Source organism: Pseudoalteromonas sp. SWYJZ19 (assembly GCF_015864375.1).
Classification (GTDB): Bacteria; Pseudomonadota; Gammaproteobacteria; order Enterobacterales; family Alteromonadaceae; genus Pseudoalteromonas; species Pseudoalteromonas arctica.
Window position 1 is genome coordinate 153,126 of sequence record NZ_JADYXI010000002.1, and the last position, 16,841, is coordinate 169,966.

The following is a 16,841-nucleotide window of genomic DNA, read 5'->3' on the forward strand; positions in this document are numbered from 1 at the left end:
AATGAGGCAAGTCATGTCAAATACTACAAATAAAGCGTCACGCCGAGAAACTCGTGCTGCCGCGTCTGAATATATTTATAACTTAACGGGTCAACCGTTTCCAAATTCTCATAAAGTATACGTTGAAGGCACTCAACCTGGTGTGCGCGTTGGTATGCGTGAAATCACATTAAGTGATACGTTTATTGGCGGTACAGATGAAAACCCTGTTTATGAGTCAAACGATCCGCTTCGTGTTTACGATACGTCGGGCCCGTATACCGATCCTAATTTTGAACTTGATGTACGCAAAGGCTTACCAAAATTTCGTGAACAATGGATTGAAAGCCGTGGCGACACCGAGGTTTTAGAATCAGTGACGTCGCAGTTCTCGCAGCAACGCATGGCAGATGAAGGGTTAGATCATATTCGCTTTGATCACCTTCCAAAAATTCGCCGTGGTGTCGCTGGTAAAAACGTAACGCAAATGCACTACGCACGCCAAGGGATTATTACCCCTGAAATGGAATACGTAGCTGTTCGTGAAAATATGGGACGTGCAGAAATTCGTAAAGAATTACTTGCCGCGCAGCATAAAGGCGAGTCGTTTGGTGCGAGTATTCCTGAATTTATTACCCCAGAATTTGTACGCGACGAAATAGCCCGTGGTCGCGCTATTTTACCAAATAATATAAACCATCCAGAAACAGAGCCTATGATTGTAGGTCGTAACTTTTTAGTAAAAGTTAATGCCAACATTGGTAATTCATCGGTTAGCTCATCTATTGAAGAAGAAGTAGAAAAAATGGTGTGGTCTACCCGCTGGGGCGCAGACACCGTGATGGACTTATCAACGGGACGTTACATTCACGAAACGCGTGAATGGGTTGTACGTAACTCGCCTGTACCTATTGGCACAGTACCGATTTATCAAGCGCTTGAAAAAGTAAATGGTGTGGCTGAGGATTTAACGTGGGAGATTTTCCGCGATACGCTTATTGAACAAGCCGAGCAGGGTGTTGATTACTTTACTATTCATGCCGGTGTACTGCTTCGTTACGTACCAATGACGGCTAAACGTGTAACCGGTATTGTGTCGCGCGGTGGCTCAATTATGGCTAAGTGGTGTTTAGCGCATCATAAAGAAAACTTTTTATACACGCACTTTGAAGACATTTGTGAAATTTTAAAACAATACGATGTGTGTTTTTCACTCGGTGATGGCCTTCGCCCAGGCTCGATTGCTGATGCCAACGATGAAGCGCAGTTTAGTGAGCTGCGCACATTAGGTGAACTGACTAAAATTGCGTGGAAGCACGACGTACAAGTATTTATTGAAGGCCCAGGGCATGTGCCAATGCACATGATTAAAGCCAATATGGATGAGCAATTAAAGCATTGCGACGAAGCGCCTTTTTATACATTAGGCCCGTTAACGACCGATATTGCACCAGGGTACGACCATATCACCTCAGGTATTGGGGCGGCCCAAATAGCATGGTACGGCTGTGCAATGCTTTGTTATGTAACACCTAAAGAGCATTTAGGTCTGCCAAATAAAGAAGATGTTAAAGAAGGCTTAATTACCTACAAAATAGCTGCACATGCCGCCGATTTAGCAAAAGGTCACCCAGGCGCGCAAGAGCGTGATAACGCCTTATCAAAAGCACGCTTTGAGTTTAGATGGCATGACCAATTTAATATTGGTTTAGATCCAGACCGAGCTCGCGAGTATCACGACGAAACCCTGCCGCAAGAATCAGGCAAAGTGGCTCACTTTTGCTCTATGTGTGGTCCTAAATTTTGCTCTATGAAAATTAGCCAAGAAGTACGCGATTACGCTAAAGATTTAGAAACACGTGGTATTGATCCTAATAACGCTGGCGACGCTATTGAAATAAAAATGGTTGATGTAGAAGCCGAAATGAAAGCTAAATCTGACCAGTTTAAGCAAACAGGCTCAGAGATTTACCATAAAGCGGTATAAAGTAATTATCGCTAGAAGTTAGATGCAGACGTAGGTGAGGTTTTATACCTCGCTTCTTTAAAAATTGAAGAAGTGCGAAGTAAATTCGCACCTACTAATAACTGCTTTGGAGGTTTGTATGGTTTATAGCATTGCGGTGGTTGGGTTTGGTTTAGCGGGCAGATTAGCTGCGCTTACGCTGAGCAAACAGCACCATGTCACTGTTTTTGAAGCAGACGATGAGCGTACACAAAATAGCGCAGGTAAAGTGGCAGCAGCAATGCTTGCTCCACTTGCAGAGTCGGTATTGTGCGAGACTGATTTAGCTTTAATGGGTCTTGATTCAATAAAGCGCTGGCCGGGTATTATTGCTGAACTTGAAAGTGACGTTTTTTTTCAGCAGCAAGGCACTTTGGTCATTGCGCACCAGCAGGACAAAGGCGATTTACAAAGCTTTGCACAGCGTATAAAACCGCTAGCTGATCACACTGCCGAGCATGTAAATGCTCAACAAATTACAATGCTTGAACCTGAACTTGCAGGGCGTTTTAACCAAGGTCTATTTTTACCCTGCGAGGGGCAAATAGATAACCAAGCATTTTATAAAGCCAGCTTTGCACAGCTCAACAAACGCAAAGTAAAGTTTGTATTTAATCAGCGCGTAACCATTGGCGACAACAAAATAAACAATCGACCCTTCGATTACATTATTGATTGCCGTGGGCTTGGTGCTAAAAATACTCAAGATGATAAACCGCTTAGAGGTGTGCGCGGCGAAGTAGCAAGGTTATACGCACCAGAGGTAAGTTTAATCAGGCCTGTGCGTTTAATGCACCCGCGTTATCCAATTTATATAGCGCCTAAACCTAACAGTGAATATGTAATTGGTGCGACCGAAATTGAATCGCAAGACAGCGGTGCAGCAACCGTGCGCTCAACCCTTGAATTACTTTCAGCGGCTTATACCGTACACAGCGGATTTGCCGAAGCACGGCTCCTTAATATTCAAACCGGATTACGCCCTGCATTTAGCGATAACCGCCCAGAAGTATCACAAGTTGGTAATGTAATTAGCATTAACGGTTTGTATCGACATGGTTATATGTTGGCGCCGGCATTAGTGGCGCAAGCAGTTTCACGAATAGAGTGAGAGTAGAATGAATATTACAATTAATGGCGAGCTACTTAATGTTAATAGCAAAGCACTCGTTGAGGTACTTCAAAGTTTTGGTGCAGTCGCGCCTTTTGCTGTGGCTGTTAATGGCGAATTTATTCCACAAAGTCGGCACAGTAACTATGTACTTAATGAGGACGACAGTGTTGAGTTGCTGTCACCCATTCAAGGCGGATAAAGCTCATGCAAACTAAAGACTGTTTAACTATTTATGGAGAGCAAATAAAGAGTCGTTTATTAATAGGCTCTGCACTTTATCCGTCGCCCGATATTATGACCCAATCACTAACCGCATCAGGCGCTGAAATTGTAACGGTGTCGCTTAGGCGCCAACAAAGTGCAGCAGCAGGCGATGATTTTTGGCAGTTAATAAAAAATACAGGCTTAAAAATACTGCCTAATACCGCAGGGTGCCACAGTGTCAAAGAGGCGATTACACTTGCAAAAATGTGCCGAGAGGTATTTGCCACCGATTGGATTAAGCTAGAGCTAATTGGCGATGATTACAATTTACAGCCTGACCCTTTTGCGCTACTTGAAGCCACAAAAATATTGATTGATGATGGTTTTAAAGTATTACCTTATTGCACCGATGACTTAGTACTTTGCCAGCGTTTAAATGAGCTAGGGTGTGAGGTGCTTATGCCGTGGGGGGCGCCAATAGGCACCGGTAAAGGCTTGTTAAATAGTTATAATTTAAAAACTATTCGAGAGCGCTTACCCAATACTACATTGATAGTAGATGCAGGTTTAGGTTTACCATCGCATGCCTGCCAAGCACTCGAAATGGGGTATGATGCGGTATTATTAAATTCAGCCATTGCAGGGGCGGGTTGCCCAATTACTATGAGCCGCGCATTTAAAGCCGCAGTAGAAGCAGGGCGCTTTGCATACAAAGCAAAGGCGATGCCGGAAAAAGACGTTGCAGCCCCATCAACCCCTACAATGGGTATGCCTTTTTGGCATCAGCAGTAAGGAAAGAATATGAATAACGTAGTATGGACAATTGCCGGATCTGATTCTGGCGGCGGTGCGGGCATTCAGGCCGATATAAAAGCAATGCAAAGTTTTGGTGTACATGGCTGCACGGCAATTACGGCGCTTACTGCGCAAAATAGTTTAGGCGTAGAGGCTATTAATGCAGTCTCTACCGATATTATTGAATCACAGTTACTAGCGCTTGAAAAAGACATGAAAGCCAAAGTGATAAAAATTGGCATGTTAGCCAATGTGCAGCAAATTCAGTTGATCAGCGAACATATAAGTCATTATAAAACTAAGTGGCCTGTGCCTCCCGTTATTGTATATGACCCTGTCGCTATTGCCTCAAGCGGTGACTTACTAACAGAAGAAGATACCGTCAGCGCAATAAAAGAGTGCTTACTGCCGCTGGTGGATGTAATAACTCCAAATACACACGAAACACAGTTATTAACCGGTGTGTATTTAATTGGCCCGGCTGCAATAAAAGAAGCGGCTAATAAGCTATTAAGCTGGGGTGCAAAAGCCGTTGTTATTAAAGGCGGACATTGGGATTACCCAAGTGGCTACTGCATTGATTATTGTATTGATAGTAATACGCAAAATGGTGAAGAATATTGGTTAGGCAATCAAAAAATACAAACACCGCATAACCACGGCACCGGGTGTAGCATGGCTTCGGTAATTGCTGCGTGTTTAGCTAAAGACTACCCATTAAAAGACGCCTTTATTTTAGCTAAAGCGTATATAAACCAAGGGCTAAAACAGTCTGTTCGATACGGCGAGGGGATTGGACCGGTTGCTCATACATCGTTCCCCACTAATTTAGCTGACTACCCACAAGTAATTGAGCCCGGTAGCTGGCTGGGCGATGAACTAGATTTTGATGTGCCGCTTGATTTTAATATGGCTGCTGATTTTGCACCTTGTGAAAGTAAATCGCTGGGCTTATATGCGGTTGTTGATAGCACCGATTGGTTAGAAAAATGCTTACAACAAGGCATTAAAACAGCGCAGTTACGCATTAAAAATAAAACGCAAGACGAGCTGGATGAGCTCATTAAGCTAGCTGTTGAGCTGGGCAAGCAATACAATGCACAGGTATTTATAAACGATTACTGGCAGCTAGCTATTAAGCATGGTGCGTATGGTGTGCATTTAGGGCAAGAGGATTTAGACATTGCTAGTTTAGCCGCTATTAAAGACGCTGGGCTAAGGCTTGGGCTTTCTACTCATGGCTTTTATGAAATGCTGCGTGCGCATAATTATCGCCCTAGTTACATGGCATTTGGTGCTATTTACCCAACCACAACAAAAGACATGACAGGGCAAATACAAGGTCTTGAAAAGCTGATTAAATTTGTACCGCTTATGCAAAGCTATCCAACAGTGGCAATAGGCGGTATTGACTTAAGCCGTGCTGAGCAGGTAGCGAAAACCGGCGTAGGCAGTGTTGCCGTAGTGCGTGCGATTACCGAGGCTGATAATTACGTAGAGGCTATAAGTGCTCTGCAAGTAGCCATAAGCAGTGCAAATTAATACTAACAAGGCTGGTAAACGTGAATGAGCTAAGCGAAAAAGAAACCCTTCGTTATAGCCGCCATTTGTTGCTTGAAGAAGTTGGGCTTGAAGGGCAGTTAGCACTTAAATCCTCAACGGTTGCAGTAGTGGGGGCTGGTGGTTTAGGTAGCCCAGCACTTTTGTATTTAGCTGCGGCGGGCATTGGAACGCTTATTTTAATTGACGATGACGAAGTTGAACTTTCAAATTTACAGCGCCAAGTGCTTTATAAAATAAACCACTTAGGGCAAAACAAGGTCGCTGCGGCGGGTAAAGTATTAGCGAGTCTTAATAATCAAATAGAAATAGTAACGCATTGCCAAAAGTTAGATGAGAATAATGCAGCTAACATGCTAAAAGGTGCCGACATCGTACTTGATTGCTCTGATAACTTTAGTACTCGCTATAGTATTAATCGTTATTGTATTGCTAATAAAACACCGTTAATTTCTGGTGCTGCATTGGTAACTAAAGGTCAGTTAATGGGCTTTGATTTTAGGCAAAGTGATAGCCCGTGCTATGGCTGTGTTTTTCCACAAAGCGAAGCTACACCGGTTATAAATTGCAGTAACGCAGGAGTAATTAGCCCGCTACTTGGTGTAATAGGCTCTATGCAGGCGCAACTTACGCTCAACTTATTAATGGGGCATGCAGAGGGATGTGTATTTATAACGTTTGATGCGCTTACTTTAAAGCAGCAGCACTTTAAAGTGATTAAAGATTCAGAGTGTAAAGAGTGTGGTAAATAGGTTTTTGAGGGGCTTGTGCCTGTTATTACATGTGGCGTTAAAGAATTAAAAGCTGCGCTTTTCGCGTGAGCAAGCTTCACGCCTACAGTACATCAAAATTCTTACACCAAACTTGTAGATGCACAGCTTGCTGGCGTGACGAGCAAAGCTCGTAATTTCTATGCCAGATGTCTTCTCATTTACATCTCTTTTGCTTCTCTTAGTGCAATAAGATTTTAAGTGATTTATTCACAAAGAGGTTTAGAGGGCGCTGCGCTTTAGAGAAGCCAATAAGTAAGTAAAGTATCAGTTATAAATATTAAAAGCGGCGCTTTACGCGTAAGCAGGCTTTACGCCTACAAAAATAAAAAAACCGCGTTTAAATAAACGCGGTTTTTTTATTTCTAATTAACGATTTATTTTAATCGTTAATTTTTGCAAACGCAGTACCTAAGCGAGTAACCACTTCTGGTAGTTGGTCATCCAGTATTTCAGCTTTATCAGCACCCCATGCTAGTACCACAGTAGAGCCTAATTTAAAGCGACCCATTTCTTCACCCTTTTTAAGCGTGATAGCGTTATCGCCAGTGGTTGGGTATTTCCAACTAAATACATCGCTACCTGCTGGTGGCGTGACAGTGCCTGCCCAAATAGTTTCTATGCTGGCTACAATTGTTGCGCCAACAAGTACCATTGCAAGCGGACCAATCTCAGTTTCAAAAATTGCTACCACACGTTCGTTACGTGCAAACAAGTTAGGCACGTTTTGCGCTGTAAGTGGGTTTACTGAAAATAAATCACCTGGCACGTAAATCATTTTGCTTAGTGTGCCATCAATTGGCATATGAATACGGTGGTAATCTTTAGGCGCTAAATAAATAGTGGCAAACTTACCGCCTAAAAATGGTGTTGTATCATCTTGTGAGCCGCCTAGTAGCGCTTGTAAGCTGTAATCGTGGCCTTTAGCTTGTATTAGCTGTCCGTCAACAATATCGCCTAGCTGGCTGATTGCGCCATCCACTGGATGAATGATGATATTGCTATCTTCTACCATTGGGCGCATGCCGTCTTTTAAAGGGCGAGTAAAAAATTCATTAAAGCTTTTATAATGAGCCGGATCTGGGTATTGGGCTTCGCTCATATCTACTTTATATTGCTTAATAAATAGTTTAATTAAAGTCGTTGTTAAAGCACCCGCTTTTGCGGCAGCTAATTTGCCGACTACGCGTGAAATAAAATGTTTTGGCATTGCGTACTGCATTGCGATTTTAAATTTGTCTAAACTCACAGTATTTTTCCTAAATTATACGCGAGGCGCACGGGCGCCTGCACGGCCATCGGCCATTGTTTCTAAAATTCGGTGGTAGCTGTCAAAGCGCAATTGAGAAATTCTTCCATCGGCTACTGCTTCTTTAACGATGCAACCCGGATCGTTTAAATGTTTACAGTCTCTAAAGCGGCACCCGCCTATAAATTCTCTAAACTCTTTAAAGCACCACGTTACACGCTCAACATCTAAATGCCATAAACCAAACTCACGAATACCTGGCGAGTCGATTAGGTTACCGCCACTTGGTAAATGGTGAAGTCGCGAAACAGTTGTTGTGTGCTGGCCTAAGCCGCTGTTTTCAGATACTTCTTTAGTTAATATTTCAGCGTTAGGCAATACAGTATTAACGAGGGTTGATTTCCCCACACCACTTTGGCCAACAAAAATATTATTTTTATCAACAAGTACTTCTTTTAATTTATCAATACCATCGCCTGATATATTACTAACAAGGAGTACTTGGTAATCAAGTTTACGATAGATATCGAGAACTTTTTGTATTTCGTTAAGGCCTGCTTCGTCAATTAAATCGGTTTTATTGAGCACTAAAATTGGCTCAATGCCCATATCTTCACAGGCTATTAAATAACGGTCGATAATACTGGGTGTAAACTCGGGTAATACAGCCGATACCATGAGTATTTGGTCAATGTTGGCTGCAATAACTTTAACACCGTCGTAAAAGTCAGGGCGGGTAAGTTGCGAGCGACGCTCTTGCGTGGCTTCAATTACACCGGCTAAATCACCCTCACTTACTTTGGCACGGCGAAATAATACTTCATCACCACATACTAAATTAGACACAGTACGGCGTATATTACAGCGAAGTACATCGCCATTTTCAGTTTCGACATCGGCGTGTTGGCCAAAACGACTGATCACAATTGCGCTCTCGACCTGACCTAAGTTATCGGTTTGCCATTCTTGCGCCCCTTTTTTAGCCGGTCTTGAGTCTGCGCTATTAATGCGCTTTTGGTGATTGGCCTTGATCTGACGCGATTGGCCTTTACTTAATTTTTTTTGTTTTGCCACTGGAGGCCTATAACCTTAGTTAAATGTCGCTTTTCCTAAAAAAAGCTTTAGCTCGACGGTTGATGCTAATATGATATATCGAAATGCGTTGGATCTAAAGGAAAGCACCGCTTAGGTAATTATGACTATTAATAAATCAAATTTAATTTGGCTCGATCTTGAAATGACAGGGCTCGAACCAGAGACCGATAAAATACTCGAAATTGCGACGGTTGTCACTGACGCAGACCTGAATATATTAGCCGAAGGGCCAACTATAGCTATTCATCAAAGTGATGAATTACTAAATGGCATGGACGAGTGGTGTACTACTCAACATGGTAAGTCGGGTTTAACAGCTCGCTGCAAAGCAAGTACCTTTGATGAAGCCTATGCTGTAGAGCAAACTTTAGCGTTTTTAAAGCAGTGGGTACCAGCAGGCACTTCGCCAATGTGTGGTAATTCAATTGGTCAAGACCGCCGCTTTATGAATAAATATATGCGCGAGCTTGAAGACTTCTTTCATTACAGAAATCTTGATGTGAGTACTATTAAAGAATTAGCACGTCGCTGGAAACCAGAAGTGCTTGCAAAAGTGAACAAAAAAGGCTCACACCTTGCTTTGGATGACATTAAAGATTCGATTATGGAATTAAAAGTCTATAGAGAAAATTTCTTTAATTTGTAAAAAAACACTTGCAAACAGACTGTATTATTGTAGAATCCTGCCCCGCTCAAGACGATAACCCACGCGGGGTTAGTGTGTTTGAGTGATTGAATTACCATCAATAAATGCGGTACTAGCTCAGTTGCTAGAATGTTGAACGCGACCTGTCGCGCTTAAGCGTAAAATAACTGAAGAAATAAAAAATGCGGTACTAGCTCAGTTGGTAGAGCGCGACCTTGCCAAGGTCGAGGTCACGAGTTCGAGCCTCGTGTACCGCTCCAATTTCTAACCAAAAGAAATTGAAGTGTTGAATGAAAATATAATGCGGTACTAGCTCAGTTGCTAGAATGTTGAACGCGACCAGTCGCGCTTAAGCGTTAAATAACTGAAGAAATAAAAAATGCGGTACTAGCTCAGTTGGTAGAGCGCGACCTTGCCAAGGTCGAGGTCACGAGTTCGAGCCTCGTGTACCGCTCCAATTTCTAACCAAAAGAAATTGAAGTGTTGAATGAAAATATAATGCGGTACTAGCTCAGTTGCTAGAATGTTGAACGCGACCTGTCGCGCACCAACGTAAATAACTAAAGAAGTAAAAATGCGGTACTAGCTCAGTTGGTAGAGCGCGACCTTGCCAAGGTCGAGGTCACGAGTTCGAGCCTCGTGTACCGCTCCAATCTTTTTATATCCTTTCAAAATTTTCTATATTAAAAATCATAAATAAAATTATAATTTAAAATCTCTCTTATCTACTTTATTCTATGTGCAATATTCAGCATTGAAGTTTTGGTTGTTAGAAGCTATCGCTTCGCGCGAGCTCAGCGCCACAAGAAAGGTGTCGTACTTTGAAGTTATGAGGTATGAGTGAGGTACAGAAGAGCTAATACTTTGAAACCTGAAGCTTTTGTTAAAATAGCTCCCCCTGAATAGTTGCTATAATACGTCTAGCTCCGCCTGAGTTACGATGTTCACCTAAATAAATGCCTTGCCATGTACCTAACGCTAAATAACCATTTGAAATAGGAATACTTAGCTCGCAGCCTAACGTACTGGTTTTAATATGCGCGGGCATGTCGTCATCACCTTCATAATCGTGGCGGTAGTAAGGTTGACGCTCAGGAACGAATTTATTGAAATGGCTTTCCATGTCCATACGAACAGTGGGATCTGCATTTTCGTTTATTGTAAGGCTCGCTGAGGTATGCTGAATAAATAAATGTAACAAGCCTATTTTGTAACTCGCCAGTTCAGGAAGTTGAGATAATATTTCGCCATCAATTATATGAAAACCTCGCAGGCGAGGTTTTAATGTAATTTGCTTTTGCTGCCAACTCATAGTTTATCGAAGCTAACTTCAATGTTTGCATTACCTGCGTCACAGCTAAATGGCATGATGATCTTTTTACCTTGGCTTTTATGAGTAATTGTATGACCTTTACCCGATACCACAATAGGCGTTGCCATATCAAAGTCGAAGCCTTTCTCGCCAAGTAAATTTTTAGCACCACCAGTTACCATGTTGGTTATTTCGCCAACCATATCGGTAACTTCTTCATCTATGGTATCAGGGCGTTCGCCAAGCATACGCTCCATGATGGTTAATGCTAATCCTTCATCAAATGTAATTGAAAATGATCCTCGCGTTTGCGGGCCAACCATACCAATCAAACCTGATACATCACCACAGGCTATCTCATCAGTTTTAATGCGAGGTTTACCCGGCTTCAATTGAGTTTGAGCCATAGTGCTTAAAACATTAATTAAAGAAGATAAAAAAGGATTGATGAATTCTACATTCATAGTGGCTACTCTTAAATTTGTTCTGTGAAATGACTATATAGTTTGAGTATAGTCACTAAGGATAACTTTGAAGGATTATGATGCTCTGCAAGATTCACATTTACCATGTGCTTCTATTGTTTGCCCTGATACGACAAAGCCACCTTCGGCAGCTAGATTATTAAGCTCATGCGAAATTACACTCGAGTGTAATTCTTTAACAAAGCCACATGTATCGCAAATTAATAATTGTACCGGGTGAATATGATCAAAATGATGGCACAGCATAAATGCATTTGTGCTTTCAATTTTATGAATAAAACCTAGTTCAGCTAAAAAGTCTAATGCACGATAAATAGTTGCAGGTTTAGCACCTGTTTCAGTTACTTTTAATTGCTCAAGCAAATCGTATGCACCAACACCACCTTGTGCACTGGCTAATAGACGAAATACTTTCTCGCGGATAGGCGTAAAACGCGCACCACGGTTGTCACAAACTTGTTTTGCTTTACTTACGAGTGATTCTATATTCATCATTACTCTTATCCTTATGCTACCGTGATATACTAACATACTGTGTTGTAGTTGCAGCGTTTTTATTAAGCGCTTTTTACCTAGGAAACCCAGTAATGCACGAACTATTGGCTATATTTATTTTCTTTTTTGCGGTTATTGACCCCATTGGCACTGTACCTGTATTTATTGCAGTCACACGTGGTGATGATGAGAAATTTAAACGTAAAGTTATATTTAAAGCGGTAGGCGTATCTGCATTAGTGCTCTTATTTTTTGTACTCGCAGGTGAGCAATTACTTAACGCAATTGAAATTCCACTTTCGGCTTTTCAAATAGCCGGCGGTATCATATTACTTATTTTTGCGCTTTCAATGATATTTGGTGAAAGTAAACCTGAAGCCGAAATTAAAAGTGTACGCGACAGCACTGAAACCGCTATTTTTCCGCTTGCGATTCCGTCTATCGCAAGCCCTGGCGCTATGTTAGGCGCCGTATTAATGACTCGTAATGAAGAATATACCTGGGTTGAGCAATTACTAACGTCTTCAATGATGCTTGCTGTATTAGCGGTTGTACTGGTTTTGTTACTGCTTGCAACGCATGTACATAAATTAATTGGTGATAGTGGTGCAAGTATAATAAGTAGAATTATGGGGCTTATTTTAAGCTCGGTTGCGGTTACCAATATTTTAAATGGCATAGCCCATTATTTTGGCTTGCAGGTATTTAATTAAAAGTAGTCCCTACTTAGAGGTGCAAGGCGTTACGCTATATTGCTGTTCTGGGTTTTTGGCGATCATTATGATCTAATGACGACTTAATATCTTCGTAGCTTCCTCTCAACGTTTTTTAAGTGTTCCCTTACTTCTTTCTATAGAGTGCTGTACAGAGAATAGGTATTAATATAGCCCTCAATCTATGTTGCTATCGTGATTAGTGATAAGAGTTACCCCACCCAGCAAAAATAAGCATGTTTCATATAAATAAAACTGCGTCATTTATAGTCTTGAATGATTTCATAAAAAATTTTACTAAGTAAGCAACCCTTCCTATATTTACTAGTGATATTGCCCCACATATGAAATAAATTTTTTTTAACAGTTTATTTAGTTATTACATTTTAGCTTTGTTATAAGGAATACTGACGGTGATGTAGTGTGGGAGTTTTTTTGTTTCCTTATTTAAAAGAGAAAATTATGAAAAATAAAACTGTAAAGCTCACGGTATGTTTATTAACTTTTTTAGCTCCAATTGCTCAAGCCAGTGATGAGGTAAAGCATATTCCTGGTTTTTTTATTGGTACTACACATTTTGATAGTGAGACTGAGTTTACGTTTGGTGTTGAATATGAATATAAGTTTACTCAAGCTTGGGGCGCTGGGGTGATATTTGAGCGTACAAACGATGCTCATCATGGCGATGGTACTGCTGTAGCTTTGGCTTCGCTTTATTATCATCCAACCAAAAGTATACGTTTAGGTGTGGGCTATGGTGAGGAGAGAATTGGCGGAGCTCACCCTCATAATGAAAATTTATACCGCATAAGTTCTGCTTATGATTTTCATATAGGAGATTTTGGAATTGCACCCACTATAGCTGTTGATTTTATTGATAATGAAGAAGCAATTGTTGTGGGTTTAGCTATTACCAGACCTTTTTAATGTGTTGACTTGTAACTGTAGAGTTAGGTTAAACCTAAATTATTAAGAGGTCTGAAATGTTAAATAAATTGTCTATTACAAGTAAAATATACCTTCTAGGGGTATCACAAATACTACTAATGTTTGTGATCGGAGTTATATCTTTAATACAAATGAATAAAATTGGTATAGAGCTAGTTGATATAGCTGAGCGAGATATACCGCTTAGCAATATGCTTTCTAAAATGTCTGAGCATAAATTAGAACAGACAATATTATTTCAGCGAGCTTTATTACAGGTAAGTTTAAATCCAGAGGGTGACAATGCAGAAATTGAGCAAAAACTCACTTCATTAACACAGAAAATTAAGAGTGAATTTGATAAGTCAGAAAAATTTGTCACTGACTCAATTGATAAATTGCATAGTGAAAAAGCGAAATTGAGTTTTAAGTCTCTCGCGAGCGATTTAAAGCTTTTAAATAAAGAGTATCAAAGTATTGCTGTGAGTATTAGTGATGTTATTGAGATGACTAAAACGCAGACCGTTTCTAGTGTGAGTAATAAAGTAAAATCAATAGAGGTTGCGGAAGATAAATTCGATAAAAAGCTTATAGCTTTACTGTCCCAGATCCAAAAATTTACCTTAAATTCAGCGCTCCAAGCTGAAAATGATGAAAAACAAGGTATTCATTTTATTCTTTATATATTTATATTCTCCGTCATTGTTGGCGTTGCTTTATCATATTTGATCAGTCGAGCAATTGCTTTACCAGTGAATAAGCTAAAAAATAGATTGATTGAAATAGCTGATGGCGATGGTGATTTAACTTTAAAACTTGACGAGAGCGCTGGTGATGAAACTGGAGATACAGCGAGAGCATTTAATAAATTTTTACTAATGCTAAGAGAAACAATAAACGAGGCTAATATACACCTCTCCCAATTAGATGAATCATCAAAGTTTGCTGTAACTGTAATGCAAGAAACAGTCGTTAATGTTGAAATGCAAAGAGCTGAGACAGAAATGGTTTCAACCGCTGTAGAGGAAATGAATTGTACTACCCAAGAGGTTGCTAGTAATACCCAAAATGCATCGGACGTAACTGAAGCAGTTAAAGAGCGTGTATCAAAGGGGAAATTAGAAGCTTCACAAGCAAAAGTTGTTATTCAGCGTTTAGCTCAAGAAATAGATGAAGCAAGCACTGTAATAGAGTGCCTTGTTACTGAAACGAACAGCATTGGTAGTGTTTTAGACACAATACAAAGCATTGCCGAACAGACTAACTTACTTGCTTTAAATGCGGCTATAGAAGCTGCACGCGCTGGTGATACTGGTAGAGGCTTTGCAGTAGTTGCGGATGAAGTGAGAGCGCTTGCTCAACGAACGCAGGTTTCAACCATTGATATACAAGGACTGGTTACTCGCTTACAAAGCGAAGCTAAAAATGCGGTTATTAGTATGAATAAAGGCATTAATAGTGCTGACGAGTGCCTGCAAAAAAGTACTCAAACGTCAGAAATATTTGCCAACTCAGCCATCGCTGTTAATGAAATTACAGACTTAAACTTACAGATTGCTACCGCAGCAGAAGAGCAATCTGCTGTTGTAAGTGAAATAAATCAAAACCTGATTAATATTACTAACATTGCAATAGAAACGTCTACAGGTGCAAAAAATACATCAGAAGCGAATGAAAGTATTGCCCGATACATCGCAAATTTAAGAGTGAATTTAAATAAATTTAAAGTTTAAATTATATTTTTGGCTTAGCGGCGTTAATGGAATCGAATTATTGCTCGTCAAAAAATATATCCCTAAGGTAGATAATCGCTTTATGAAATATGGTTATGTGCTTGTCTTGCTGCAGTTGTATTAGTTTCATTATTGCCGCACAGACAAATTAATCAATAATAGTCGCGTTAATATATTGAGCCTGTTAAATATTCAGTTTTAAGATTTGTTTTATCTAGGGGAATTAATCGCGGCGTGAGGTTTGTAACCTTGTGGGCTCGCTAAAAAACGGGGCAAAGTTTTTGTGTTCTGTTAATGTCCCTAATCTAAACCTATGTAGGCTACAAAGGTAAATCGCCCCAAGGGCGAATCCAAAGGGCAACATCTGTTTGGTATTTATACTGCGTTATCGCCTATTTATAGGGGTAGCCACATCACGTAGACTTTGCCTTACCTAAAAATAAACATAGCTGTTGAAAGTTTAACCTCACAGGTAAATGGGCTTTAGCAGAGTCATATGGTTTATTTTAATTTGTGTAGATTATTATTTTGGTTTTTAGGTGTTTTCTTTACATTGATGCTCGCTAGGCTTTTGTGTAAAATGCAGCGCCTTTTAAGCTGTGCTTAATAACTTTAATACCCTGAGGTTTGCTTTGAATAAATGTACTTTGGATAGACGCTTTTCTGTGGCACCAATGCTTGATTGGACTGATCGCCATTGTCGTACTTTTCATCGCAAAATGACTAAACATACTGTGCTTTATACAGAAATGATAACCACAGGGGCTATTTTATTTGGTCGAGGCGACTACTTACATTTTAATAAACACGAAGGCCCAGTTGCACTGCAACTTGGTGGCTCTGATCCTAAAGCGCTTGCGCAATGTGCAAAACTGGCAGGTGAGCGTGGCTATGACGAAATAAATTTAAATGTAGGTTGCCCGTCAGACAGAGTTCAAAATGGTCGATTTGGCGCATGCTTAATGGCTGAGCCTCAATTAGTTGCTGAGTGTGTTGCAGCAATGAAAAACGAAGTAAGTATTCCTGTAACTGTTAAAACGCGTATTGGTATTGATGAGCAAGATTCGTATGAGTTTTTATGTGCGCTTATTGAAGCATCTCATAAAGTAGGATGTGATGATTTTATTATTCATGCTCGTAAAGCATGGCTTAATGGTTTAAGCCCAAAAGAAAATCGTGAAGTCCCACCGCTTGATTACCCACGTGTTTATCAACTTAAAAAAGATTATCCGCAGCTAGACTTAAGCCTAAATGGCGGCGTTAAAACAATTGAGCAGAGCCTAGAACATCTACAACATATTGATGGTGTAATGATTGGGCGTGAAGCTTACAGTAACCCATTTATGCTCAATGACGTTGATGAGAAAATTTATGGTGATGCTGCAAACACACAATCACGCCACGACGTAGTGCGCTCAATGTACAGCTACATTGAAGAAGAAATGCGTTTGGGTGCTAATTTTTGGCATATTGCACGTCACATGCTCGGTATTTTTCAGGGGCAGCCTGGTGCACGAGGTTTTAGACGCCATCTTTCTGAAAGTGGTCATGGTAAGCAAGCTGATTTATCGGTAATGGATAAAGCATTAAGCTTTGTACCAGAATAAAGCTAAGCTTTAAAAGTTCTAAATTTAAGCCACTTTCGAGTGGCTTTTTTGATCCTAAATATTAGTCAAAAGCATGATTTATTGGCCAATTACACTCTATGCTGTTCAGCTGGAAGTCACTAAAAACTAGAGTGCTTGTTATTTATCACTAT

At 40.5% G+C, this 16,841-nt stretch carries 16 protein-coding genes and 3 tRNA genes; 14 read left to right on the top strand and 5 right to left on the bottom strand.

Features of this window, described 5'->3' with window-relative positions:
- The first annotated feature begins 13 nt into the window (after window positions 1-13).
- The 6 genes from thiC (at window position 14) to I6F45_RS02565 (ending at window position 6,409) form a co-directional block, all read left to right on the top strand.
- Complete coding sequence (thiC, locus tag I6F45_RS02540; RefSeq protein WP_169044136.1) at window positions 14-1,966, top strand: phosphomethylpyrimidine synthase ThiC; 1,953 nt, start codon at window positions 14-16, stop codon at window positions 1,964-1,966.
- A gap of 118 nt (window positions 1,967-2,084) precedes the next feature.
- On the top strand, window positions 2,085-3,095 hold the full coding sequence (locus I6F45_RS02545) for an FAD-dependent oxidoreductase (protein WP_197159585.1): 1,011 nt from the start codon (window positions 2,085-2,087) through the stop codon (window positions 3,093-3,095).
- A 7-nt stretch (window positions 3,096-3,102) separates the two neighbouring features.
- The gene (thiS, locus tag I6F45_RS02550) at window positions 3,103-3,297 is read left to right on the top strand and encodes a sulfur carrier protein ThiS (RefSeq protein WP_197159586.1); all 195 of its coding nucleotides are present in this window, start codon (window positions 3,103-3,105) and stop codon (window positions 3,295-3,297) included.
- Window positions 3,298-3,302: 5 nt separating this feature from the next.
- Window positions 3,303-4,094: a thiazole synthase gene (locus I6F45_RS02555; RefSeq protein WP_197159587.1), complete on the top strand. Its 792-nt coding sequence runs from the start codon at window positions 3,303-3,305 to the stop codon at window positions 4,092-4,094.
- Window positions 4,095-4,103: 9 nt separating this feature from the next.
- Complete coding sequence (gene thiE, locus I6F45_RS02560) at window positions 4,104-5,639, top strand: thiamine phosphate synthase (RefSeq protein ID WP_197159588.1); 1,536 nt, start codon at window positions 4,104-4,106, stop codon at window positions 5,637-5,639.
- Window positions 5,640-5,659: 20 nt separating this feature from the next.
- On the top strand, window positions 5,660-6,409 hold the full coding sequence (locus tag I6F45_RS02565) for a HesA/MoeB/ThiF family protein (protein ID WP_165729218.1): 750 nt from the start codon (window positions 5,660-5,662) through the stop codon (window positions 6,407-6,409).
- Between the two features lie 400 nt (window positions 6,410-6,809).
- Here the strand turns inward: I6F45_RS02565 and asd are convergent, their stop codons facing one another.
- Window positions 6,810-7,676 (bottom strand): archaetidylserine decarboxylase, encoded by an 867-nt coding sequence (asd, locus tag I6F45_RS02570; RefSeq protein ID WP_004336058.1) that lies wholly within the window; start codon window positions 7,674-7,676, stop codon window positions 6,810-6,812.
- A gap of 15 nt (window positions 7,677-7,691) precedes the next feature.
- Window positions 7,692-8,750, bottom strand: a complete 1,059-nt coding sequence (gene rsgA, locus I6F45_RS02575) for a small ribosomal subunit biogenesis GTPase RsgA (protein WP_010554253.1) — start codon at window positions 8,748-8,750, stop codon at window positions 7,692-7,694.
- A 121-nt stretch (window positions 8,751-8,871) separates the two neighbouring features.
- On the opposite strand from rsgA, the gene orn reads away from it, so the two are divergent.
- The 4 genes from orn to I6F45_RS02595 all read left to right on the top strand — a co-directional run bounded on the left by orn (window position 8,872) and on the right by I6F45_RS02595 (window position 10,069).
- The gene (gene orn, locus I6F45_RS02580; RefSeq protein ID WP_007585019.1) at window positions 8,872-9,417 is read left to right on the top strand and encodes an oligoribonuclease; all 546 of its coding nucleotides are present in this window, start codon (window positions 8,872-8,874) and stop codon (window positions 9,415-9,417) included.
- Between the two features lie 184 nt (window positions 9,418-9,601).
- Window positions 9,602-9,677 (top strand) — tRNA-Gly (locus I6F45_RS02585).
- 121 nt (window positions 9,678-9,798) lie between these two features.
- A tRNA-Gly gene (locus I6F45_RS02590) sits at window positions 9,799-9,874 on the top strand.
- Between the two features lie 119 nt (window positions 9,875-9,993).
- A tRNA-Gly gene (locus tag I6F45_RS02595) sits at window positions 9,994-10,069 on the top strand.
- 231 nt (window positions 10,070-10,300) lie between these two features.
- Here the strand turns inward: I6F45_RS02595 and I6F45_RS02600 are convergent.
- The 3 genes from I6F45_RS02600 to I6F45_RS02610 form a co-directional block, all read right to left on the bottom strand.
- Window positions 10,301-10,729, bottom strand: a complete 429-nt coding sequence (locus I6F45_RS02600) for a secondary thiamine-phosphate synthase enzyme YjbQ (RefSeq protein WP_165721147.1) — start codon at window positions 10,727-10,729, stop codon at window positions 10,301-10,303.
- A complete protein-coding gene (locus I6F45_RS02605) occupies window positions 10,726-11,193 on the bottom strand; it encodes a chemotaxis protein CheX (protein WP_007580265.1) in 468 nt (155 codons plus the stop codon). Before I6F45_RS02605 ends, I6F45_RS02600 begins: the two co-directional genes overlap by 4 nt.
- 75 nt (window positions 11,194-11,268) lie before the next feature.
- Window positions 11,269-11,706, bottom strand: a complete 438-nt coding sequence (locus tag I6F45_RS02610) for a transcriptional repressor (RefSeq protein ID WP_007580267.1) — start codon at window positions 11,704-11,706, stop codon at window positions 11,269-11,271.
- A gap of 95 nt (window positions 11,707-11,801) precedes the next feature.
- Between I6F45_RS02610 and I6F45_RS02615 the strand changes: the two genes are divergently transcribed.
- The 4 genes from I6F45_RS02615 (at window position 11,802) to dusA (ending at window position 16,689) form a co-directional block, all read left to right on the top strand.
- Complete coding sequence (locus tag I6F45_RS02615) at window positions 11,802-12,422, top strand: MarC family protein (protein ID WP_101216903.1); 621 nt, start codon at window positions 11,802-11,804, stop codon at window positions 12,420-12,422.
- Between the two features lie 462 nt (window positions 12,423-12,884).
- Window positions 12,885-13,349 (top strand): hypothetical protein, encoded by a 465-nt coding sequence (locus I6F45_RS02620; RefSeq protein WP_101216902.1) that lies wholly within the window; start codon window positions 12,885-12,887, stop codon window positions 13,347-13,349.
- Window positions 13,350-13,405: 56 nt separating this feature from the next.
- Window positions 13,406-15,082, top strand: a complete 1,677-nt coding sequence (locus I6F45_RS02625; RefSeq protein ID WP_231609594.1) for a methyl-accepting chemotaxis protein — start codon at window positions 13,406-13,408, stop codon at window positions 15,080-15,082.
- A gap of 674 nt (window positions 15,083-15,756) precedes the next feature.
- Window positions 15,757-16,689: a tRNA dihydrouridine(20/20a) synthase DusA gene (gene dusA, locus I6F45_RS02630; RefSeq protein ID WP_024607445.1), complete on the top strand. Its 933-nt coding sequence runs from the start codon at window positions 15,757-15,759 to the stop codon at window positions 16,687-16,689.
- Window positions 16,690-16,841 lie beyond the last annotated feature (152 nt).

Excerpts from the sequence above, each read along its gene's own strand:
- thiC (WP_169044136.1), top strand. The coding sequence starts at position 14 with ATGTCAAATACTACAAATAAAGCGTCACGCCGAGAAACTCGTGCTGCC.
- I6F45_RS02545 (WP_197159585.1), top strand. The coding sequence starts at position 2,085 with ATGGTTTATAGCATTGCGGTGGTTGGGTTTGGTTTAGCGGGCAGATTA.
- thiS (WP_197159586.1), top strand. The coding sequence starts at position 3,103 with ATGAATATTACAATTAATGGCGAGCTACTTAATGTTAATAGCAAAGCA.
- I6F45_RS02555 (WP_197159587.1), top strand. The coding sequence starts at position 3,303 with ATGCAAACTAAAGACTGTTTAACTATTTATGGAGAGCAAATAAAGAGT.
- thiE (WP_197159588.1), top strand. The coding sequence starts at position 4,104 with ATGAATAACGTAGTATGGACAATTGCCGGATCTGATTCTGGCGGCGGT.
- orn (WP_007585019.1), top strand. The coding sequence starts at position 8,872 with ATGACTATTAATAAATCAAATTTAATTTGGCTCGATCTTGAAATGACA.
- I6F45_RS02600 (WP_165721147.1), bottom strand. The coding sequence starts at position 10,729 with ATGAGTTGGCAGCAAAAGCAAATTACATTAAAACCTCGCCTGCGAGGT.
- I6F45_RS02605 (WP_007580265.1), bottom strand. The coding sequence starts at position 11,193 with ATGAATGTAGAATTCATCAATCCTTTTTTATCTTCTTTAATTAATGTT.
- I6F45_RS02610 (WP_007580267.1), bottom strand. The coding sequence starts at position 11,706 with ATGAATATAGAATCACTCGTAAGTAAAGCAAAACAAGTTTGTGACAAC.
- I6F45_RS02615 (WP_101216903.1), top strand. The coding sequence starts at position 11,802 with ATGCACGAACTATTGGCTATATTTATTTTCTTTTTTGCGGTTATTGAC.
- I6F45_RS02620 (WP_101216902.1), top strand. The coding sequence starts at position 12,885 with ATGAAAAATAAAACTGTAAAGCTCACGGTATGTTTATTAACTTTTTTA.
- I6F45_RS02625 (WP_231609594.1), top strand. The coding sequence starts at position 13,406 with ATGTTAAATAAATTGTCTATTACAAGTAAAATATACCTTCTAGGGGTA.
- dusA (WP_024607445.1), top strand. The coding sequence starts at position 15,757 with ATGCTTGATTGGACTGATCGCCATTGTCGTACTTTTCATCGCAAAATG.